The organism is Sphingopyxis alaskensis RB2256 (assembly GCF_000013985.1).
GTDB classification, from domain to species: domain Bacteria; phylum Pseudomonadota; class Alphaproteobacteria; order Sphingomonadales; family Sphingomonadaceae; genus Sphingopyxis; species Sphingopyxis alaskensis.
In genome coordinates this window covers 2,314,605-2,335,837 of sequence record NC_008048.1, presented here as the reverse complement: position 1 = coordinate 2,335,837, position 21,233 = coordinate 2,314,605, and the positions used below count along the sequence as shown (strand labels likewise).

Here is a 21,233-nt window from a genome sequence, read left to right as displayed (position 1 = left end):
CGCAAGCGCATCGACCCTTCATCATCAACCTCCTTGTGCATCGTCCATTGTGCGACTGTGGGGCGAGTGTTAGCGCCGCAAATAATGGAAACCCAGACCCTCATTCGCCTGCTCGACCTGATCGGCATCGGCGTCTTCGCGCTGTCGGGCGCGCTGATGGCGGTGCGGCTGCGGCAGACGCTCGTGACCGCCGCCTTCTTTGCGCTCGTCACCGGGGTCGGCGGGGGCAGCGTGCGCGACCTGCTGATCGGTGCGCCGGTTTTCTGGGTGCAGGATGGGGCGATTGCCGCGGTGTGCATCGCGATCGCGCTGACCGTTTGGGTGACGCCCGAACGCTGGTGGCAGGGGCAATTGCTCGAATGGGCCGACGCGGTGGGGCTTGCCGCCTATGCCGTGTTCGGCACGGCAAAGGCGCTGGCGTGGGGCGTGCCGCCCGTGCCGGCGCTGCTGATGGGCGTGATCACCGGCTGCGTCGGCGGGACGATCCGCGACATTTTGGCGGGCGTGCCCTCGATCATCGTCCGCCCCGAAGTCTATGTGACCGCCGCGGCGCTCGCCTCGGGGCTGTTCCTGCTGCTGATCTGGCTTGGCGCCGGCACGCCGGTGGCGGCGGTCGTCGGCGCGCTCGCCGGTTTTGCGCTGCGCGGCGCGGCGATCCACTGGTCGCTAGCGCTCCCCTCCTATCGCGGGCATCGCGGCGAGGGCTAGGGTCAGGACCCATTAATTCCCCGTTCGAGGCGTCGAAATGGCGAAGATATCGGGCCTTGGCGGGTGCAGCGGGTAGCATCGCTACCCGCAAGGCCGCGAAGGTCCGATATCGAAGCCATTTCGGCGTCCCTTCGGGATTTGACCGATTTTGCCCATGGCAGCGTCGAAAAGTCTTGAAATATGTCCATATTCCTGCGCCTTTCCTCCTCGCCCTGAGCAAAATCGCTTCAAACCTCGAACGGGGAATTAATGGGTCCTGACCCTAGGCTTGCCTAAACGCAAAAGCGGGGGCAGGTTGGGCTTGTGAACAATCATGTCAGCGCCGATTGCCGGTGCGACCTGGCCAGGGAAATTGCATGCAGACCGAACAGGCGGCCGTGAACGGCATCGACATCACCTATGAGGATCGCGGGCCGAAGGACGCGCCCGCCATCCTGTTGGTGATGGGGCTGGGCGGACAGTTGACGCTGTGGCCCGACGAGTTCGTCGCGGCGTTGAACGACCGGGGGTTCCGCACGATCCGCTATGACAATCGCGACGTCGGTCTGTCGACGCGCTTCGACGCGGCAGGGGTGCCGAACCTCAAATGGATGTTCGTCAAGGCGGCGATCGGCCTGCCGGTGCGCCCCGCCTATACGCTCGCCGACATGGCCGCCGACGGCCTCGGCCTGCTCGACCATCTGGGCATCGGACGGGCCCATATCGTCGGGGTGTCGATGGGGGGCATGATTTCGCAGCATATCGCCGCGCGCTATCCGGACCGCGTGCTTTCGCTCACCTCGATCATGTCGACGACGGGCAACCGCCGCCTGCCGAAAGCGCGCAAGGAAGCGATGCAGGCGCTCGCCAACCGCCCGATGAGCGGCGACAAGGAGGCGCTGATTGCCTATGGGGTGAAGGCGGCGCGGGTGATCGGCAGCCCCGGCTATCCGTCCGACGAGGAGCGGCTTCAGCGCCGCGTCCGCGCCGATTTCGAGCGCGGCTGGTATCCGCCGGGCTTTGCGCGGCAGATGGCGGCGATCATCGCCGATGGCGACCGGCGGCCGATGCTGAAGTCGATCAAGGCGCCGACGCTGGTGATTCACGGCGAGGACGATCCGCTGGTGCCGCTCGCGGGAGGGCGCGACACGGCGGCCCATATCGCGGGCGCGCGGCTGCTGACGATCCCCGGCATGGGGCATGACCTGCCGCTGGCGCTTGTCGATACGCTCGCCGATGCGATCGCGGGACATATTGGGGAGGAGGTTGCCGTCGCTGCCTGATCTCGCCTCCCATTTATGGGAGGGGTCGGGGGAGGACATGTCGCTCGGGGAGAGCTGCCTGAACAGGCCCTCCCCTAACCCCTCCCGCAAGCGGGGGGATTATTTCAACAACATCGCCAGCGTCGCAAGAAAGCCCTGCGCCTCGCGCTTGCCCGGCCGCGGGATGGCAGGCAGATAGGCGCGGCAGTCGAGGCAGGCCGCCTGGACCGACCCCACCCGCGTGAGCAGCGCCAGATCCTGCACCAGCCGTCGCTCGGTGAGCTGGCGGTTCATCGCCGCGATGCCGAACCAGCCGCGCGGGAGCGCCGCGGTTTCCTCTTCTCCGGCGCCCGACCAGTTGGCGAGCAGCCTGGACAATTCGCTCGGCTCTTCCTCGAAATATCTGGCGTGGAAATCGCCCTCGACCTTGGCGAGTTTCGCCGCGGCGGCGAGCGCTTCGGGGAGGCCGCCGAACTGGTCGACGAGGCCAAGCTGGCGCGCGGTGCCGCCCGCCCAGACGCGCCCTTCGGCGATCGGCAGGATCTTGTCGAGCGGCTGCTTGCGGCTCTTGGCGACCAGCCCGGTGAAGCGCGTATAGACGTCCTCGACGCTCGCCTGCGCCAGCGCGTTGAACTCCTCGTTCACGCCGCCGAAGATGTCGGGCTGCCCCGACAGCGGCGTCGTGGCGATGCCGTCGGCGTTGACGCCGATCTTGGCCAGCGCCCGATCGAAGCTCGGCAGGATGCCGAACACGCCGATCGACCCGGTGATCGTTTCGGGTTCGGCAAAGATGCGGTCTGCCGGGGTCGAAATCCAATAACCGCCCGACGCGGCGACATTCGCCATCGACACGACGACGGGCAGCTTCCTGGCCTTGGCCGCGAGCAGCGCCTGGCGGATCTCCTCCGACGCCAGCACGGATCCGCCGGGCGAATCGACGCGCAGGACGATCGCCTTGACGCTGCTGTCGGTGGCGGCGTCGAGGATGTGCTCGGCGATCGTCGTGCCGCCGGCAAGCCCCGTCGGCGCCTCGCCATCGACGATGTCGCCGACGACGGGGACAACCGCGATCGCGCTGCCCTTTTCTGCGGGCGGATTGGCGGCGACCCAGTTTTCGAGCGGGATGGCGTTGAACTCCCACGGCTTGCCCTCGTCGGTCGCGCCGCTGATTTCGGCGACGCGGCGGCTGAACGCCATGCGGCTGCCGAGCCTGTCGACCAGCCCTGCGTCGAGCGAAGCCTTCGACAGGTCATTGCCCGCCGCGCGCACCGCGCCGACGGTATCGGCGATATAGGCGTCGAGCTTGGCCGCCGGGCGCGCTTTCTTCACATCCGCCAGCCAATTGTCCCACAGGACGCTGGCATAGGCGAGGTTGGCTTCCTTCGCTTCGGGCGACTGGTCGCTGCGGAGATATGGCTCGACCGCGCTTTTGAAGGTGCCGACGCGATAGATGTTCGCGGTGATGCCCAGCCGGTCCATCAACCCTTTGTAATAGAGGCGCGACCCGCCCGGTCCCGCAATCGCGACGCCGCCGATACTGTCGGCCCAGATTTCGCTCGCATGTGCGGCGATCTGATAGCTGTCCGTGGTATAGGCGGTGGCAAAGGCCAGCACCGGCTTTTTCTTTGCGCGCACCTTGTCGATGGCGCCGCCGATTTCGGCGAGCGACACCTGCCCGCCGCCGAGGAAGCGGTCGAGGTCGAGCACGACCGAGGTGATGCGCTTGTCCGAAGCCGCGGTTTCGAGCGCGTGGACGACATCGCGCGTGCGGATTTCCTTGAGTTGCGGGCCGCCCGACAGCGCCGCGAAGGGATCGGTTTCGGTCGGCTGTTCGGTGACGATGCCGTCAAGCTCGATCAGCAGCGCACCCTCGCTGACCGGCAGGCCCGCATTGGGGCGCCCCGCGAGCAGCCCGAACAGCGCCACGAAGAAAAGCAGCAGGAAGATCAGCGCCAGCGCATCCTTGATCGCGACGAGCAGTTTCCAGACCTTGCGCGGAAAGCTCGTGGTGCTGCGCGGCTTGTCCTCGCCCGGTAGCGGCCGACGGACGGGAATGGCCCAGGGGCCGGCGGGATCGTTGGGCGTGGTCGCGGTGCTGTCGGTCATCGGTCAAATCTAGGGATGCGCCCGGTCGTTGGCAATGCACGCTTCGACGGGCGGGCGATGGGAGCGCATGGGCGGTCGGTATTCCCTCAATCTGTCATCCCGGCCTTCGCCGGGATGACGATTGTGGTGAGCTGCTTGGGTCGGGATTACGGGTCAGAGCCAGCCTTCGCGGCGATACCAGCGCGCCGTTTCGGCGAGCGCCTCGTCGGTCTCGCGCTCCGGGCGCCAGATTGTGGCGGGCGGACGGGCGCCATCGGCCACCACCCAGTCGGGATGCACGATATAGCGCGCACGGTCGGGGGTCAGCTTGGCGCGGTCGCGGCGGATGAACCGGTCGATCCGCCCGCCGACCTTGAGCAGCAGCGCCGGCGCGGCGAGCGTCGGCACATGGGCGCGGCCGACCGCCCGCCCGATCGCGCGGGCAAAGCCGCGGTGCGACCAGCCGCCGGGGGTGCCGTCGTCGGGCTCATAGATCCGGCCGAAACTCGTCCCCTTGTCGGCTGCGAGCACAACGAGCAGGCGGGCAAGGTCGTCGACATAGATCGCCGACATGCGGCCCGGCGGTGGCAGGAGGGCGACGCCCCGGCGAACCATGCGGAACAGGTCGAGCATCTCGGTATCGCCGGGGCCGAACACCGCAGGCGGGCGCACGATCGTCCAGTCGAGCCCGCTCGCCTGCACGACGGCCTCGGCGCGCTCCTTCGACCAGCCATAGTCGGAAAGGCCTGGCTCGCGCGCCGCGAGCGAGGAGACGTGGACGAAGCGCGATATATGGGCATCGCGTGCGGCGGCGATCACATTGGCGGTTGCGGTCGCATTGCCCGCCTCGAAGGCGGCGCGGGTCGGGACATTGACGACGCCCGCGATGTGCATGACGACATCGGCCCCCGCCACCATGTCGGCGAGGCTGTCGGGCTTGTCGAGCGCGCCGGCGATCCAGGTTACGCCCTCGCGTTCGCCCTGCGGGCGGCGTGTCAGCGCGCGGACGTGCCAGCCCGCCTCGACGGCGCGGTGCAGCGTCGCGCCGCCGACAAAGCCGGTTGCGCCGGTCATGGCGAGGGTGCGGTGCGTCATAAGACGTTCTTCCCCGGTACGGGGAGGGGCGCCATGCGAAGCATGGGGGAGGGGCGCAGGAGGTCGAACGCCGCATTTGGCTGCGCGTGCCCCTCCACCACCCTCCGGGTGGTCCCCCTCCCCTTGCAGGGGAGGATCACAGCAGCACCATATGGTCGCGGTGGACGATGGCGCTGCGCGGCGCATAGCCGAGCGCGGCCTCCTGCGCGTCGCGGCCGAGCCCGACGATTGCAGCCGCATCGGCCGCAGGATATTCGGACAGGCCGCGCGCGACGACGCGCCCGTCGGGTCCGACGATATCGAGGATGTCGCCGCGCGCGAAGCTGCCTGATACCGCAGTTACCCCGGCGGCGAGCAGGCTCGCGCCGCCCACCAGCGCCTTGACCGCGCCCGCGTCGATCGTCAGCCGCCCTTCGGCGGTCAGCCCGCCCGCGAGCCACGCCTTGCGCGCGCTCGCGCCGCGCTCGGCGACGAACAGGCTGTGCCGCGCCGCGGTCGACAGCGGACGGTCGATCCGACCCGAAGCGATGGCCAGATGCGCGCCCGCGGCGTTGGCGATGCGCGCGGCGGCGATTTTCGACACCATGCCGCCCGATCCCATGCCCGATGCGGACCCCGTGTCGGCCATCGCTTCGATCGCTGCGTCAATCCGCTCGATTCGCTCGATATGTACGGCGCCCGGTTGCGCCGGGTTGCGGTCGTAGAGTCCGTCGATGTCAGAGAGAAGGATGACGCCGCGCGCCGCGGCGGCCTGCGCGACGCGCGCGGCGAGCCGGTCGTTGTCGCCGAAGCGGATTTCCTCGGTCGCGACGCTGTCATTCTCGTTGATGATCGGGACGACGCCCAGGCTGAGCAGGCGATCGAGCGTCGCCGCGGCGTTGAGGTAGCGGCGCCGATGTTCGAGGTCACCGAGCGTCACAAGCATCTGTGCCGCCGTCAGCCCCTCGGCGCCGAGCACCTCGGCCCACACCTGGCTGAGCGCGATCTGCCCCGTCGCGGCGGCCGCCTGTGCATCTTCGAGGCTCGCGCGGCCGCCCTTGGCAAGCCCCAGCCGCCGCGCGCCGAGCGCGATCGCACCCGACGAGACGACCGCGACCTGTTGCCCGGCGCGGGCGCGTTCCGCGATGTCGGCGGCGATGCCTGTGAGCCAGTCGCGCCGCACCGCGCCGCCCGGATCGACGAGCAGCGCCGACCCGATCTTGACGATCAGTCGCGGGCAGGAGGCGGGCGGAAACAGGCTCATGCCGCCGCCGATAGCGCGGCGACGCCCGCGCGCCAATGCGAATGTCGTTTGCCCCGCGCGCCGCCGCTGGACGCGCGCGGCGCGGTCCCATAGGTTTGCCGCGTGGAGGGGACCATGCAGCCACATATGACCGCCGCCGAGGTGCGGCATTTCGAATTGCAGCTGGCGGGGCTGGGCTCGCTGCTGGAGTTCGGCTGCGGCGGCAGCACGCTGGTCGCGGCGCGGCAGGTGCGACGCATCGTCAGCGTCGACAGCGACCCCGCCTGGCTCGCGCGCGTGCGGGCGGAGGTCGCCGCCGAGCCCGTCGACTTCACCCCCGTCCATATCGACATCGGCCCCGTCGGCGAATGGGGCTATCCGACAGGCGAAAGCCGCCTTCGCGACTGGCCGCGCTATCACACACAGGTCTGGCGCGGCATGGGGGGCAGCCCCGATGCGGTGCTGATCGACGGGCGCTTTCGCGTCGCCTGCCTGCTCCAGGCGATCATCCACTGCAAACCCGACTGCGTCCTGCTGTTCCACGATTTTACCGGCCGGCCGCATTATCATGCCGTGCTGCGCCATGTGGACGTGCTCACGCGCGTCGATACGCTGGCGGTGATGCGCGTCAGGCAGCAGGTCGATGGCAAGGCGGTGCTGCACGACCTGTTCGACCATTATCTGAACCCCGATTGACCGCGCGCGCCCGCTTGGGCACATCGCGGCGCATGTCGACCATCGCCCCCGTGATCGAAACCGCCCGCCTGCGCCTGCGCCCCGGTCGCCTTGCCGACAAGGATACGCATATCGCGATGTGGGCCGACGCCCGCGTCACGCGCTTTATCGGCGGCGAACCGCGCGCGCCCGATGTCAGCTGGGGCAAGTTTTTAAGCTCGGCGGGGCTGTGGCCGGTGATGGGTTTCGGTTACTGGGTATTCGCCGACCGCGCGAGCGACGCGCTGATCGGCATGGGCGGGCTCAGCTATTTCTGCCGCGGCATAGCCGAACTCGAAGGCGTGCCCGAAGCGGGCTGGGCGTTCGATGCCGACCATTGGGGCGCGGGCTATGCGACCGAGGCGATGACCGCCGTGCTCGGCTGGGCCGACGCGAACCTCGACGCAAAGCATGTGCGCTGCATCATCGACCGCGGCCATGCAGCGTCCGAGCGGGTTGCGGCGAAGCTGGGGTTCCGGCACATCGGCGACACCGACGCGCTGGGGCATGTGACGGCGATTTATTCGCGGCCGCGGGGCGGCTGATCGCCATCTATCATCGTCATCCCGGCGAAGGCCGGGATCTCATCGTCTCGTCCTGACGCACGAGAGATGTTACGCCAGCTCGACCACCAGCACCCCGCCGTCGGCGCTCACCACGCGCACCTTCGCGCCCTCGGCGGCGTCGGGGCCGCGCACCGGCCATTCGCCATCGCCGACACGCACGCGGCCGCGGCCGTCCTCGATCGCCTTCGTCACCGTCAGCACCTCGCCGACGAGGCGGCCGCCGCGCTGGTTGAGGTGGGGGTCGGTCGTCGTGATCGGGTTCATCCGGAGCCAGCGGCGCCCGCCATAGAGCGCGACGAAGGACAGCAGGGCAAAAATGCCGAGCTGGAAAGGGACGCTGAGCGGCACAACCCAGGCGATGACCCCGGTGACGATCGCCGCAGCGCCGATCCAGATGAGGAAGAAGCCCGGCGCAACGATTTCGGCGGCGGCAAGCAGCACGCCGAGCGACAGCCACGCCCAATGCGGCTCCATATTGGTCAGCCAGTCGGGCATGTCAGGCGCCTCCCTTGCGTTCGAACGCATCCTTGGCGAGTTCGCCGATGCCGCCCAAAGTCCCGATCAACTGCGTCGCCTCGACCGGGAAGAGGATCGTCTTGCTGTTCGGGCTGGTTGCGAACTGGCTGACCGCCTCGACATATTTTTGCGCGATGAAATAGTTGATCGCCTGCGCATTGCCACTGGCGATCGCGTCGCTGACCATCTGCGTCGCCTTTGCTTCGGCTTCGGCCTCGCGTTCGCGCGCCTCGGCATCGCGGAAGGCGGCCTCGCGGCGGCCTTCGGCCTGCAAAATCTGGCCCTGCTTTTCGCCCTCGGCGCGGAGGATTTCGGAGGCGCGCAGTCCCTCGGCCTCCAGGATCGCGGCGCGTTTTTCGCGCTCGGCCTTCATCTGGCGCGCCATGGCGTTCGAAATGTCGGCGGGCGGGCGGATGTCCTTGATCTCGACGCGGGTGATCTTGACCCCCCACGGCGTTGTCGCATCGTCGACGACGTGGAGCAGCCGCGCGTTGATTTCGTCGCGCTTCGACAGCGTTTCGTCGAGGTCCATCGACCCCATCACGGTGCGCAGGTTGGTCGTCGTCAGGTTCATGATCGAAAGATACAGGTCGCTGACCTCATAGGCGGCCTTCGCGGCGTCGAGCACCTGAAAGAACACGACACCGTCGACCGCGACCATCGCATTGTCCTTGGTGATGATTTCCTGCCCCGGAATGTCGAGCACCTGCTCCATCATGTTCACTTTCCGACCCACCCGGTCGAAGATCGGCATGATGAAATTGAGCCCCGGCTGCGCCGTGTGCGTGTAACGGCCGAAGCGCTCGATCGTATAGGCAAAACCCTGGCGCACGGGCGTTAACGCCCAGATCAGGAACACCAGCGCCAGAACCACCAGTGCGAGTGCGAATTCCATCGATCATCCCCTCTTGCAAACAAGCGTCTTTGCAAACCCGCCTTCCTTATTGCGGCAATGGCGCGGCTGCGCCACAGAAAAGCGCATGACCGACTTCGCCCCCCGCTCGCTGCTCTATGTCCCCGGTTCGAACGCTCGCGCGCTGGAAAAGGCGCAAGCGCTCGCCGCCGATATGCTGATTATCGACCTCGAGGATGCGGTGCCGGCCGACCGCAAGGACGACGCGCGCGCGGCGATGCGCGCGGCGGTGACGGCGGGCTATCCGGGCAAGCGCGTCGCGGTGCGGATCAACGGGGCGGGGACCGCGCATCAGGCGGCGGACATCGACGCGCTCGCGGGACTGCCGCTCGATGCCGTCGTGCTGCCCAAGGTCGACGCCATCGCCGACCTCGCCCCAGCGCGCGGGCTCGGCTTGCCGCTGCTCGCGATGATCGAGACGCCCGCCGCCATCTATGCCGCGCGCGACATCGCTGCGGACCCCGGCGTGGCGGGTCTGATTGCGGGGCTCAACGATCTCGCGCACGAATTGAAACTGCCCGACGGGACCGATCGCGACGCGATGAGCCATGCGATCCAGGCGATCGTACTGGCCGCGCGCGCGGGCGGGGTGTGGTGCTTCGACGGGGTTTATAATGCGATCGACGATGTCGCAGGTTTCGCCGCCGAAGCCGCCGAGGGGCGGCGGCTGGGCTTTGACGGCAAGACGCTGATCCACCCGTCGCAGGTCGATCCGTGCAACGCCGCCTTTGCTCCGACGGTGCGCGAGATTGCGGCGGCCGAGGCGCTGGTCGCGGCGGCGACCGGCGGCGCACAGCGGCACGAAGGCCGGATGATCGAGGATATGCACGTCGCCGCGGCGCGGGCGCTGCTGGCGCGGGCAAGGGGATAACCTCAATTCGTCACCCCGGCGGAGGCCGGGGTCTCGACCTAGCGTTACAATGCACCGGCGAGATCCCGGCCTTCGCCGGGATGACGAATTGAGAAAACGGGATGATGGCGAGAGAATAAAGAACGCCGCCGCCCTTCGTCGTTCGACGAACCGCCTTGCCTGCCCGTGGCGGAAATGTCATGCCGCGCGCCCATGAAAGCCTCCTTCTTTCGCGCCGCCGTTGCGGCCGTCGCCCTCGTCGCCACGTCCGCTCCCGCGCAGGCCGCATCCGCGACCGCCGATGCGCCGGTCACCGAAGCCGACCTCGCCGCGCACATGAAAATCCTGGCCGGGGATGCGTTCGAGGGGCGCGCGCCGGGCACCGATGGCGAGGATCGCACGATCGCCTATATCGTCGGCGAATGGGCGAAGGCGGGGCTCGAAGCCGTGCCGGGCAGCGCGACGCCGTGGCTCCAGCCGGTGCCCTTCATCGAAACGCAGGCGCTCGGCGGGACAGCGACCTTCAACGTGAACGGCCGCAATTTTCCGCTAGACGATGACAGCATCGTGCTCACCGGGCGCGATGCGTCGGTGTCGCTGGCGGGCGTCCCCGCGGTCTTCGTCGGCTATGGCATCGACAGCACCGGACAGGTGAATGCCGACGTCCGCGGCAAACTCGCGATCATGCTGTTCGACAATGCGCCTTTTGGCGACAGATTGCCGCGCTATCGCGAGCGGCGCCAGATGCTCGCCGATGCGGGGGCGAGCGCGGTGTTGGTGATCGCGACCGACGCGGTGCCGTGGGACGCACTGCGCGAGAGTGTCGGCAGCAAATCCATGCGCCTTGCCAGCGTCAAGGCGGGTGCGCCGGTGAGCGGTTTCCTGTCAGGCAACGCGGCCGACGCACTGTTCAAGGCCGCTGGGCAGGATGGCGCCGCGCTGCGCGAAGCGGCCGCGTCGGCCGACTATCGGGGTATGGCGCTGCCGGTGGCTGCCGACTTCACCGCAGAGTCGACGGTCCGCGCCTTTGCGAGCCACAATATCATCGCCAAACTGCCCGGCGCGAAGCCCGACGGCAAGGCGGTGCTGTTTCTGGGACATTGGGACCATCTGGGCCTTTGCGCGCCCGAGGGCGAGGCCGACCGCATCTGTAACGGCGCGGTCGACAATGCGAGCGGGATCGCGGTACTGATCGAGGTCGCGAAGCGGCTGGGCAAGGGGCCGCGCCCCGATCGCGACATCTATTTCCTCGCGACGACGGCGGAGGAAAAGGGCCTGCTCGGCGCGCGCTGGTTCGCCGACCATCCGGTGGTGCCGCTTGGCGACATCACCGTGGCACTCAACGTCGACACGATCGCAATCTCGCCGCGCGGCACGCCGGTCGCGACGATCGGGCGCGGCAAGCCCGCCTATGACGCGCTGGTGCGCGAGGTGGCGACCAGGCTCGGCCGCACGCTCGACGAGGATGGCGAGGCCGACGCCTTCATCCAGCGACAGGACGGCTGGGCGCTGGGTGCGAAGGGCGTCACCTCGCTGATGGTCGGCGGCAGCTTTTCGGACATGAAGCTGCTCGAAGCCTTTTTGTCGGGCGATTATCACCGCGCGGCCGACAATTTCTCCGACAAGATCCCGCTCGGAGGGGCGGCCGAGGATGCCGATTTGCACGTCGCGCTCGGCCGGGCGTTCGCCGATACGAAACGGTGGCCGGGCAAGTAATTCTCTAGATCGTCATTGCGAGGAGCCGGAGGCGACGCGGCAATCTCCAGCCCTCGATCTTACGCAAAGGTCGAGGGCTGGAGATTGCTTCGCTTCGCTCGCAATGACGAAGTGGCTTACGCCGCCTGCTTCGCCCGCTCGCTCATTTCCTGATTGAGCATCTCCGCCAGCAGGAAGGCGAGTTCGAGGCTCTGCCCCGCATTCAAACGCGGGTCGCAATGCGTGTGATAGCGGTCGGCAAGGTCCATCTGGGTCACGTCCATCGCGCCGCCGGTGCATTCGGTGACATTCTGGCCGGTCATCTCGATATGGATGCCGCCGCCATGCGTGCCCTCGGCGCGGTGGACGGCGAAGAAGCCGCGCACTTCGGCGAGGATGCGCTCGAACGGGCGCGTCTTGTAGCCGGTCGAGGTCTTGATGACATTGCCGTGCATCGGGTCGCACGACCAGACGACGGGATGGCCCGATTCCTTCACCGCGCGCACGAGCCTGGGCAGATGCGCCTCGATCTTGTCGTGGCCATAGCGCGTGATGAGCGTCATGCGGCCGGGCACATGGTTGGGATTCAGCGTGTCGAGCAGGCGCAGCAGCACGTCGGGTTCGAGGCTCGGTCCGCATTTCATGCCGACCGGATTGCCGATCCCGCGGAGATATTCGATATGCGCTGATCCTTCGAAACGGGTGCGGTCGCCGACCCACAGGAAGTGGCCCGATGTGTCGTACCAGCCGCCGGTCAGGCTGTCCTGCCGGGTCAGCGCCTGCTCATAGGGGAGGAGCAGCGCCTCATGGCTGGTGTAGAAGCTGGTGCCCTTGATCTGCGGAACCGTTTCGGGCGTCACGCCGCACGCTTCCATGAAGGCGAGCGCTTCGGAAATGCGGCCTGCGGTTTCCTGATATTTCTTCGCCCACGGGCTGCGGTCCATGAAGTCGTGCGTCCAGGCGTTGACCTGGTGCAGATTGGCATAGCCACCGCCCGCGAAAGCGCGCAGCAGGTTGAGCGTCGCCGCCGACTGGTTGTAGGCCTTGACCATCCGCGCGGGGTCGGGCTCGCGGCCGGCTTCCTCGAACGCGATGTCGTTGATGATGTCGCCGCGATAGCTGGGCAGCGCGACGCCATCCACCTCTTCCATGTCCGCCGAACGCGGCTTGGCGAACTGCCCCGCCATGCGGCCGAGCTTTACCACGGGCATTTTCGAGGCGAAGGTCAGCACCACCGCCATCTGGAGCAGCACACGAAATGTGTCGCGGATATTGTTCGGGTGGAACTCGGCAAAGCTTTCGGCGCAGTCGCCGCCCTGGAGCAGGAACGCCCTGCCCTCCGCGACGCGCGCGAGTTCGTTCGTCAGTTCGCGCGCCTCGCCCGCAAAGACGAGCGGCGGATAGTTCGCCAGCTCGCGTTCGGCGGCCGCGAGTGCATCGGCGTCGCGATAGGTGGGCAGCTGGCGGGCCTCGTGCGTGCGCCAGCTATGCGGTTGCCAGTTTTTCGTCATCTGCCTGTCATTTCATTTTCGAATCATGCGCCCCATGGCGTGAATGCCCGTCGGGCGCAATGTTTGCCGAGCGCGCGAGGCTGAAAATTAGCATTATCGTGACATTTGCGCACCTATGCTTTTCTTCAGGACCATGAACTGATAGTTTATTGCGACTTTGGCGCCTGTTGGGTGCGTTCAAGGTTCAGGGCTATCGACAACGTCATACACCCAGTGGCCCGTCCGCGGGCCGGGATGCGAGCGATTGGCTATGGCGAGTTTCGACTCCGCGTGGTTCCTCTACGGGGCATTGCTGCTCCTTCTCGCGACAAGCTTCGTCGTGCGCATCGACTATGCGCGCATCGGCCTTGCCGCGGCGGCGTTCGTCGCGCTGCCGCTCACCCTCTTTCGCGCCTCCGACCCCGGTTACAGCCTGCTCGTGCTCGCGATCCTCGCGGTCAATATCGGCATCCTGGCGCGGCTATGGCTGCGCGGGGCGAAAGTGCGATTCTCGGTCGAGGATGAGGAGCTGCGACGGCGGCATTTTCCGGGGCTGGGCGCGCACGCCGCGCGCGGCCTGATCGACCAGGGACACTGGATTTCGGCGCAGCGCGGCGAAGTGCTGATCCGCGAAAATCAGGCGGCGCCCAGCCTTTTCTATCTCGCCGACGGTCGCGCGACCATCATGCGCGACGGCGCCGAGGTCGGGCAACTGGGCGATGGCGAGCTGATCGGCGAGGCGACGGTGCTGGACGGCTCGCACGCAACGGGAACCGTCGTGCTCGCCAGCAATGCGCGGCTGTGGTTTGTCCCGGCGGCGGCGCTGCGCGCCTATCTCGCGGCGAACCCCGGCATCGCGGCCGAACTGCACGAAGGCTTCGCGCGCGCGCTGCGCGGCAAGCTGGCGAGCGCCAACACACGCATCGCCGACCGTACGCCCGCATCGTCGGCCGCGGGCGCTTGAGCCTCGAATCTGCGATGCGCTGCTGCTAATCTTTGCCCCATGACGATGATTCTTTACGGCATTCCGAATTGCGACACGGTGAAAAAGGCGCGTCGCTGGCTCGACGAACGCGGCATTGCGCACCGCTTTCACGACGTCCGCAAGGACGGGCTCGACCCCGCCGCGCTTCAACGCTGGATCGACGCGCTCGGCTGGGAAAAACTGCTCAACAAGGCGGGCACGACCTTTCGCAAACTGCCCGACGCCGCCAAGGCGGGGCTCGACGCCTCATCGGCCATGACGCTGATGCTCGATCAGCCCGCAATGATCCGCCGCCCGGTGGTCGAGACGGCGGACGGGATCAGCGTCGGCTTTTCCGCCGACGACTGGCAGGCGCGCTTTGCGGCATGATCCGCTGTTTTGTGGCCTTGCTGGCCCCGCTGCTGCTTGCCGGATGCGTGGCTGAACCGGTGACGGCGCAGCCGACCCTCGACGGCCAGCCGCCGATTGTCATCGCGCATCGCGGCGCGTCGGGCGAGCGGCCCGAACATACGCTGGAAAGCTATGCGCTCGCGATCGAACAGGGCGCCGATTTCATCGAGCCCGACCTGGTGCTCACCAAGGACGGCGTGCTGGTGGCGCGGCACGAGAATGAGATTTCGGAAACCACCGACGTTGCGGATCGCGCCGAGTTTGCTGATCGCAAGGCGACGAAAATCATCGACGGGCGGGCGGTGACCGGCTGGTTCACCGAGGATTTCACGCTCGCGGAGATAAAGACGCTGCGCGCGAAGGAGCGGCTGCCCCGGTTGCGCGACACCGCCTTCGACGGGCGGTTCGAGGTTCCGACCTTCGAAGAGATATTGACGTTGCTCGCCAGGGTGAACCGCGCGCGGCGGGTGCCGGTCGGCGTCTATCCCGAAACCAAGCACCCCAGCTATTTCGCGTCGATCGGCCTGCCGCACGCGGCGCCGATGCTGGAACTGCTGGACCGTTTCGGCTATCGGGGGCGCGCGGCGCCGGTGTTCATCCAGAGCTTTGAGGTCGGCAATCTGATGGACCTGCGCGCGAAAAGCGATCTGCCCCTGATCCAGCTCGTCGATGCCACCGGCGGCCCCGCCGACCGGCCCGATGCAAGCTATGCCGCCATGACGTCGCCCGCGGGGCTCCAGATGATCGCCGCCTATGCCGACGGCATCGGGCCGAACAAGGCGATGATCATCCCGCGCGGCGTGCTCGGCCGACTCGGCGAACCGACCAGTCTGGTGCGCGACGCCCACGCGGCGGGATTGAAGGTTCACCCCTGGACCTTTCGCCGCGAAAATTATTTCCTGCCGCTCGGCAACAAGGGCGGCGTCAATCCCGCGGGCCACGGCGACCTTGTCGGGGAGATCGAGGCCTTTCTGAAAACCGGGATCGACGGCCTGTTCAGCGACAATGTTCGCGAAGCCGTGGCGGCGCGCGCAGGCCGGTGACCGGGCGGGCTGGCATTTGCGCCTCGCGCATCGCGAGATACCGGCGCCCGCCTTCGACTCCATAACCGCCCAAAACCCGGCCCGACGCCCCCGGGGAGAGGCGCGGGCCGGGCCGCGCGGCCGCGCTGTTTCAGTCGCGACCGTCATTCCACTGGAACACGGCCTCGAGCGGTTTTCCGAACACGTGCGCGATACGGAAGGCGACTTCGAGCGAGGGCGAGTATTTGCCCTGCTCGATCGCCGCGATCGTCTGCCGCGTCACCCCGACGCGCTCGCCAAGCTCGGCCTGCGTCATTTCGCCCGCCAGAAAGCGCAGCGTCCGAATGTCGTTGGCAAAGGGCGGCTTAGCCATGCCAGCCCCTCCGGTCGCTTGCGAGGAGTGGCCGTTGCGCCTTTTCACGGGGTGCCATAGGCACGTCTCCCATTTCGGGGTGACTGTGGTTGAGGGCGGGGTGCTTGTGCATCGGCGGCATCGATCAGTGACCTCGCCGATAGAAATAAAGCTGGACGCCGATGCGCGCGATCTCGGCCAGCACGACCGTCGCGAGCAGCAGATTGAGCTGGATCGCCTGCCCGACGCCCCAGAAAAGCGCGAAGATGTTGACCCAGACCCCGACGACGAGCGGGTAATAGGCGTAATGCGTTCCGCGGAAATGGATCGAGCGGTCGCGCTCATCCTCCTTCATATGCACCTCGCCGGGCGCGCGGATCGCCATCCACGCCGAAGCGATCGTCATCACCACGATGACACCGATCGTCACCGGGATCAGCATTCCTGCGCTTGCCCACAGGCCCGCGGGGGCGCCCGCGATGTGCCACGGAAAGGCAAGGAAATACCAGCCAAAGGCCAGAATCATCGTTACCAGCGTGACCCAGTGTATCTTTTCGCGAAACGCCATTGCCGAACCTCCATGTCATATGATTCGAACGTAATGTGCATTATATTTAACATTAAGTCAAGTGTCATTGACATCGAGTGGCTTTGCCGCTTTCGCCACGGTGCGTTACCGGCTAAGCCCTCGCGCCATGTCTACGCTCCCCAAAACGCTCACCCTCGACACCTCCACGAGCCGCGCAAATCCGACGCCGCAGCCGATGAAGCGCCTGACGGTTCCGCGCATCCGCCAGCGCAAGGGGGGCGAACCGATCGTGATGCTCACCGCCTATACGGTGCGCATGGCGCAGTTGCTCGACCCGCATTGCGACATGCTGCTGGTGGGCGATTCGCTCGCGCAGGTGATCTATGGCCTGCCGCACACCGTCGGGGTGACGATGGAGATGATGGCGCTGCACGGCGCCGCCGTGGTGCGCGGCAGTTACCATGCCGCGGTGATCGTCGACATGCCCTTCGGCAGCTATGAGGGCAGCCCGCAGCAGGCCTTTGACAACGCCGCGCGACTGCTCAAGGAAACCGGCGCCGCGGCGGTCAAGGTCGAGGGTGGCAAGGTGCTTGCTCCGACGATCGAGTTCCTGACCCAGCGCGGCATTCCGGTGATGGGGCATGTCGGGCTGACCCCGCAGGCGGTGAACATCCTTGGCGGTTATGGCGTGCGCGGCAAGAGCGAGGAGGAAGCGCGCTCGATCGTCGAGGATGCGGTTGCGGTCGCCCAGGCCGGCGCCTTTTCGATCGTCATCGAGGGCGTACTCGAATCGATCGCGATCGAAATCACCAACAAGGTCGCATGTCCGACGATCGGCATCGGCGCATCGGCGCAGTGCGATGGCCAGGTGCTCGTCACCGACGACATGCTGGGCATGTTCGAGCGTGTACCCAAGTTCGTCAAACGCTATCGGGACATGGCGGGCGTCGTCAGCGGCGCCGTGCAGGATTATGCGGACGAAGTCAGGTCCCGTTCATTCCCGACCGAGGATCAGATCTACGCGGGCTGAACGGCCCGCGCGTCCGACAAGTGAAACGCTTGGCCTTTCCTCGTGTCATCGTTAAGGAAGCGGGCCGGCCTCGCGCCGTTACCCAGTTTACGGAGGTTTGATTGGCCCTGAGCCCGACGAACGACGCCGCGCTGTTGCAGGAAGTCGACGAAGCCGTCCGCAAGGACCGGCTCGACACGATCATGCAGCGCTATGGCCGCTGGATCATCGGCGGCGTGCTGGCGATCCTGCTGGCCTTTGGCGGCTATCTTTACTGGAACCACCGGCAGGATGTCGCGCGCGGCGAACAGGCGGAGGAGCTGATCGCGGCGCTGGACAAGCTCGAGGCCAACCAGCCGCGCGCCGCGACGAGCGAGCTGGAGAAGATCGCGGCCGCGGGCACCCCGGCCTATCGCGCCGCGGCGACGATGCAGCTGGCGAATGTCAAGGCGGGCGCGGGCGACCTCAAAGCCGCCGCCGCGCTGATGGCGAAGGTCGCCGCCGATACGCAAGTCGACCGGTCGCTCCGCGACCTGGCGCTCATTCGCCAGACGGCGTTCGAATATGACACGCTGAAGCCCGAGGCGGTGATCGCGCGGATGAAACCGATCGTTGACGCCAGGGATCCGGCGTCGAGCTGGTTCGCCAGCGCCGCCGAGCTGTCGGCGAGTGCCCACTACCGGCTTGGCCAGTTCGACCGGGCGGGTGCGCTCTATGGCCGGATCGCCAAATTGCCCGACCTTCCCAAATCGCTGCAATCGCGCTCGGTCCAGATGGCGGGGATGCTGGGCGTCGATGCCGTCGCCGACCGCGCCGCCGAAAGCGCCGCGGCCGAGCAAAAGGGAGCGGCGCCTGCCGCCCAGAAGACTGAGGAAACCAAATAATATGCGGACTGCGCGTTTCGGACTTTATGCGGCGCTGCTGGCGCTGCCGCTGGCGGGTTGCGGCGTGTTCAAGGGCGACGGCGGCCCCAGGACGCCGACGATCGGCAATCGCGTGTCGATCCTGTCGAACGACAACAGCATCAAGGTCGATCCCGCGACTGCGGCGATCGCGGTGGTGCTGCCCGATCCGGTCGTGAATGCGGCCTGGGCGCAATCGGGCGGCAATGCGTCGAAATCGATGGGGCATCCGGCGCTCGGCGCGGCGCGGACCAAACTCTGGGAAGCGAAAATCGCGGGCAACACGAACAAGCAGCGCCTCGCCTCGTCGCCGGTGGTCGCGGACAACCGCCTGTTCGTCGTCGATACCGAAGCCGTCGTTTCGGCCTTTGCCGCCGACACGGGCGCGAAGCTGTGGAGCGCGGCGATCGGCAGCACGGGCAAGGATTTCAGGGATTCGCTGTTCGGCGGCGGGGCGAGCGTCGATGGCAATGTCGTCTATGCGACGAGCGGCGTCGGCGATGTCGCGGCGCTCAATGCGGCCGACGGATCGGTGCTGTGGAAGGTGAAGCCCGCGGGCCCGCTGCGCGGCGCGCCGACGGTGGCTTTTGGCGGCGTCTATGTGATCAGCCAGGACAACCAGATTTTCGCGCTCAATGCCGCCGACGGCGCGGTCCAGTGGCAGGCGACGGCGTCGCTGGAACCGGGCAGTGTGTTCGGCGCGGCGTCGCCCGCGGCCGGGCAGGGCACGATCGTCGCGGGTTTCTCGTCGGGCGAGGTGCAGGCCTATCGCTATGAAAACGGCCGCGACCTGTGGGAAGACGCGCTCGCGCGCACGTCAATGGCGCTGTCGGTGTCGACGCTTACCGACGTCGATGCCGATCCGGTGATCGACCGCGGCCGCGTCTTCGCGCTCGGCCAGGGTGGCCGCATGGCGAGTTACGAGCTGGTCACCGGCCAGCGCAGCTGGGAAATCTCGATCGCCGGCATCTCGACCCCCTATGTCGTCGGCGAATGGGTCTATGCGATGACCGACGACGGCAAGCTGTTGTGCGTCGCGCGGGCGAGCGGCAAGGTGCGCTGGATCCAGCAGCTTGCGCGTTTCCGCGTCGAAACCGAGAAGAAAAAGAAGGATCCGATCCGCTGGACCGGGCCGATTCTGGCGGGGGGACGGCTGATCGCGGTGAACAGCGAAGGCACGCTGGCGGAGTTTTCGCCGACCGACGGCGCGCTGCTCGCATCGACCGAGTTCGAGTCGTCGCTGTCGCAATCGCCGATCGTCGCGAACAACATCCTCTACATCCTCGCGGACGACGGGACGATCACCGCCTGGCGCTAGGACAGACGAATAGGGCTGGCCCTATTGGAGGAAAATGAATGTCGCGACACGCGACGATCGCCATTGTCGGCCGGCCCAATGTCGGCAAATCGACGCTGTTCAACCGGCTCGTCGGCAAGCGGCTTGCGCTGGTCGACGACCAGCCGGGGGTGACGCGCGACCGGCGCGAGGGCGACGGCAAGCTGCTCGGCCTCGAGTTTCGCATCGTCGATACGGCGGGATTCGAGGATCAGGATGCAGCGACCCTGCCCGGTCGGATGCGCGCGCAGACCGAAAAGGCGGTGCGCGAGGCCGACGCCGCGCTGTTCCTGATCGACGCGCGCGCCGGGGTGACGCCGCTCGACGAGGAAATCGCCCGCTGGCTGCGCAGCGAGGATACGCCGGTGATCCTGTGCGCGAACAAGGCGGAAGGCAAGCAGGGCGAGGCAGGGTTGATGGAGGCCTACAGCCTCGGCTTCGAGACGGTATTCGCGCTCAGCGCCGAACATGGCGAGGGTCTGGTCGACCTGTTCGACGCGCTGCGCCCGATCGTCGAGCCCTTCATGGACGCCGAGACAGCGGCGGTCGACGAAGCCGATGAAGAGGCCGCGGGTCCGATGAAGCTCGCGATCGTCGGTCGTCCCAACGCCGGCAAATCGACGCTGATCAACCGGATGATCGGCGAGGACCGGCTCATCACCGGGCCCGAGGCGGGGATCACGCGCGATTCGATCCGCGTCGACTGGCGCTGGGAAAAGGATGGCGAGGTCCACGAGATCCAGCTGTTCGACACCGCCGGGATGCGCAAGCGCGCGAAGGTGCAGGACAAGCTGGAGAAGCTATCGGTCGCCGACGCGCTCCACGCGGTCGATTTCGCCGAAGTCGTCGTGCTGCTGCTCGACGCGACCAAGGGGCTGGAAGCGCAGGATCTGCGCATCGCCGACCGGGTGCTGCAGGAAGGGCGCGCGCTGATCGTTGCGCTCAACAAATGGGACATTGCCGAAGATCCCTCGTCGCTGTTCAACGGGGTGCGCGCGGCGCTCGACGACGGGCTCAGCCAGGTGAAGGGCGTGCCCGTGCTCAGCATTTCGGGCGCGACGGGCAAGGGGATCGACACGCTCGTCCGCGTCGCCTTCGAACAGCGCGCGATCTGGACGAACCGCGTTTCGACCGCGAAGCTCAACCGCTGGTTCGAGGCGGCGGTGACCGCGAATCCGCCGCCGGCGCCGGGGGGCAAGCGGATCAAGCTGCGCTATATCACGCAGGCGCGCACGCGCCCGCCGACCTTCGTGGTGTTCGGATCGCGCACCGACGCGCTGCCCGGAAGCTATGAACGCTATCTCGTCAACGGGATGCGCAAGGAGCTGGGGTTCCAGGGCGTTCCGGTGCGGCTCAATTTCCGCAACGCGCGCAATCCCTATGATGAATGAGGTGATGGCGCGGCTGGTCGACGCGCGCGGGATGCGCTGTCCCTGGCCCGCGCTGCGGCTTGCGCGCGCGATGCGTGAGGCGGAGGCGGTGCTGCTGGTCGCCGACGACCCCAATGCAGGCCGCGAAGTCGCCGCACTTGCCGCCGAGCACGGCTGGACGGTGGTGGACGAAAGCGCCGATGGCGACGAGCGGCGCTGGCGCGTCCGCCGCTGACCCAAAAT

Annotated in this window: 22 protein-coding genes; 14 read left to right on the top strand and 8 right to left on the bottom strand. The window is 67.2% G+C overall.

Annotated features, from left to right (window positions below):
* Window positions 1–84 precede the first annotated feature (84 nt).
* Together SALA_RS11320 and SALA_RS11315 are read left to right on the top strand one after the other, a co-directional pair.
* Window positions 85–708 carry a trimeric intracellular cation channel family protein gene (locus SALA_RS11320; protein ID WP_011542508.1) on the top strand — a complete coding sequence of 208 codons (624 nt, stop codon included), beginning with the start codon at window positions 85–87 and terminating at the stop codon, window positions 706–708.
* A 356-nt stretch (window positions 709–1,064) separates the two neighbouring features.
* The gene (locus SALA_RS11315; RefSeq protein WP_011542507.1) at window positions 1,065–1,970 is read left to right on the top strand and encodes an alpha/beta fold hydrolase; all 906 of its coding nucleotides are present in this window, start codon (window positions 1,065–1,067) and stop codon (window positions 1,968–1,970) included.
* Window positions 1,971–2,069: 99 nt separating this feature from the next.
* On the opposite strand, the gene sppA is transcribed toward SALA_RS11315, so the two are convergent.
* The 3 genes from sppA to proB all read right to left on the bottom strand — a co-directional run bounded on the left by sppA (window position 2,070) and on the right by proB (window position 6,372).
* Window positions 2,070–4,055, bottom strand: a complete 1,986-nt coding sequence (sppA, locus tag SALA_RS11310; protein WP_011542506.1) for a signal peptide peptidase SppA — start codon at window positions 4,053–4,055, stop codon at window positions 2,070–2,072.
* A 153-nt stretch (window positions 4,056–4,208) separates the two neighbouring features.
* Window positions 4,209–5,129: an NAD-dependent epimerase/dehydratase family protein gene (locus SALA_RS11305; protein ID WP_011542505.1), complete on the bottom strand. Its 921-nt coding sequence runs from the start codon at window positions 5,127–5,129 to the stop codon at window positions 4,209–4,211.
* A gap of 136 nt (window positions 5,130–5,265) precedes the next feature.
* Window positions 5,266–6,372 (bottom strand): glutamate 5-kinase, encoded by a 1,107-nt coding sequence (gene proB / locus SALA_RS11300; RefSeq protein WP_011542504.1) that lies wholly within the window; start codon window positions 6,370–6,372, stop codon window positions 5,266–5,268.
* A gap of 114 nt (window positions 6,373–6,486) precedes the next feature.
* Between proB and SALA_RS11295 the strand changes: the two genes are divergently transcribed.
* Entirely contained in the window at window positions 6,487–7,047 is a 561-nt protein-coding gene (locus SALA_RS11295; RefSeq protein ID WP_041383286.1) for a hypothetical protein, read from the top strand.
* Window positions 7,048–7,079: 32 nt separating this feature from the next.
* Entirely contained in the window at window positions 7,080–7,610 is a 531-nt protein-coding gene (locus SALA_RS11290) for a GNAT family N-acetyltransferase (RefSeq protein WP_041383285.1), read from the top strand.
* Window positions 7,611–7,679: 69 nt separating this feature from the next.
* On the opposite strand, the gene SALA_RS11285 is transcribed toward SALA_RS11290, so the two are convergent.
* On the bottom strand, window positions 7,680–8,126 hold the full coding sequence (locus SALA_RS11285; protein WP_011542501.1) for an NfeD family protein: 447 nt from the start codon (window positions 8,124–8,126) through the stop codon (window positions 7,680–7,682).
* Between the two features lies 1 nt (window position 8,127).
* A complete protein-coding gene (locus SALA_RS11280) occupies window positions 8,128–9,042 on the bottom strand; it encodes an SPFH domain-containing protein (RefSeq protein ID WP_011542500.1) in 915 nt (304 codons plus the stop codon).
* An 85-nt stretch (window positions 9,043–9,127) separates the two neighbouring features.
* Here SALA_RS11280 and SALA_RS11275 point away from each other — a divergent pair, with 85 nt between their 5' ends.
* Window positions 9,128–9,931 carry an HpcH/HpaI aldolase/citrate lyase family protein gene (locus SALA_RS11275; protein ID WP_011542499.1) on the top strand — a complete coding sequence of 268 codons (804 nt, stop codon included), beginning with the start codon at window positions 9,128–9,130 and terminating at the stop codon, window positions 9,929–9,931.
* Window positions 9,932–10,123: 192 nt separating this feature from the next.
* Window positions 10,124–11,626, top strand: coding sequence for a M28 family peptidase (locus tag SALA_RS11270; RefSeq protein ID WP_237700865.1), 1,503 nt, complete (start codon window positions 10,124–10,126; stop codon window positions 11,624–11,626).
* Window positions 11,627–11,742: 116 nt separating this feature from the next.
* On the opposite strand, the gene SALA_RS11265 is transcribed toward SALA_RS11270, so the two are convergent.
* Window positions 11,743–13,116 (bottom strand): class II 3-deoxy-7-phosphoheptulonate synthase, encoded by a 1,374-nt coding sequence (locus SALA_RS11265; protein WP_011542497.1) that lies wholly within the window; start codon window positions 13,114–13,116, stop codon window positions 11,743–11,745.
* Window positions 13,117–13,366: 250 nt separating this feature from the next.
* Here SALA_RS11265 and SALA_RS11260 point away from each other — a divergent pair, with 250 nt between their 5' ends.
* From SALA_RS11260 to SALA_RS11250, 3 genes are read left to right on the top strand one after another with little or no spacing between them, the layout of a single operon-like run.
* The gene (locus SALA_RS11260; protein ID WP_041383283.1) at window positions 13,367–14,059 is read left to right on the top strand and encodes a Crp/Fnr family transcriptional regulator; all 693 of its coding nucleotides are present in this window, start codon (window positions 13,367–13,369) and stop codon (window positions 14,057–14,059) included.
* 39 nt (window positions 14,060–14,098) lie between these two features.
* Window positions 14,099–14,449: an ArsC family reductase gene (locus tag SALA_RS11255; RefSeq protein ID WP_011542495.1), complete on the top strand. Its 351-nt coding sequence runs from the start codon at window positions 14,099–14,101 to the stop codon at window positions 14,447–14,449.
* Window positions 14,446–15,513: a glycerophosphodiester phosphodiesterase gene (locus SALA_RS11250; protein WP_011542494.1), complete on the top strand. Its 1,068-nt coding sequence runs from the start codon at window positions 14,446–14,448 to the stop codon at window positions 15,511–15,513. The genes SALA_RS11255 and SALA_RS11250 overlap by 4 nt, the downstream gene beginning before the upstream one ends.
* Window positions 15,514–15,643: 130 nt before the next feature.
* Here the strand turns inward: SALA_RS11250 and SALA_RS11245 are convergent, their stop codons facing one another.
* Window positions 15,644–15,865 carry a helix-turn-helix transcriptional regulator gene (locus SALA_RS11245; protein ID WP_011542493.1) on the bottom strand — a complete coding sequence of 74 codons (222 nt, stop codon included), beginning with the start codon at window positions 15,863–15,865 and terminating at the stop codon, window positions 15,644–15,646.
* Between the two features lie 124 nt (window positions 15,866–15,989).
* Complete coding sequence (locus tag SALA_RS11240) at window positions 15,990–16,412, bottom strand: hypothetical protein (protein WP_011542492.1); 423 nt, start codon at window positions 16,410–16,412, stop codon at window positions 15,990–15,992.
* A gap of 127 nt (window positions 16,413–16,539) precedes the next feature.
* On the opposite strand from SALA_RS11240, the gene panB reads away from it, so the two are divergent.
* From panB to SALA_RS11215, 5 genes are all read left to right on the top strand, one after another.
* Window positions 16,540–17,403 (top strand): 3-methyl-2-oxobutanoate hydroxymethyltransferase, encoded by an 864-nt coding sequence (gene panB, locus SALA_RS11235; protein WP_011542491.1) that lies wholly within the window; start codon window positions 16,540–16,542, stop codon window positions 17,401–17,403.
* 101 nt (window positions 17,404–17,504) lie between these two features.
* Window positions 17,505–18,266, top strand: coding sequence for a tetratricopeptide repeat protein (locus SALA_RS11230; protein ID WP_011542490.1), 762 nt, complete (start codon window positions 17,505–17,507; stop codon window positions 18,264–18,266).
* A gap of 1 nt (window position 18,267) precedes the next feature.
* Window positions 18,268–19,602 (top strand): PQQ-binding-like beta-propeller repeat protein, encoded by a 1,335-nt coding sequence (locus SALA_RS11225; RefSeq protein ID WP_011542489.1) that lies wholly within the window; start codon window positions 18,268–18,270, stop codon window positions 19,600–19,602.
* Window positions 19,603–19,640: 38 nt separating this feature from the next.
* Window positions 19,641–21,011 (top strand): ribosome biogenesis GTPase Der, encoded by a 1,371-nt coding sequence (gene der / locus SALA_RS11220; protein WP_011542488.1) that lies wholly within the window; start codon window positions 19,641–19,643, stop codon window positions 21,009–21,011.
* Window positions 21,001–21,225, top strand: a complete 225-nt coding sequence (locus SALA_RS11215; protein WP_407635750.1) for a sulfurtransferase TusA family protein — start codon at window positions 21,001–21,003, stop codon at window positions 21,223–21,225. The genes der and SALA_RS11215 overlap by 11 nt, the downstream gene beginning before the upstream one ends.
* Window positions 21,226–21,233: the final 8 nt, after the last annotated feature.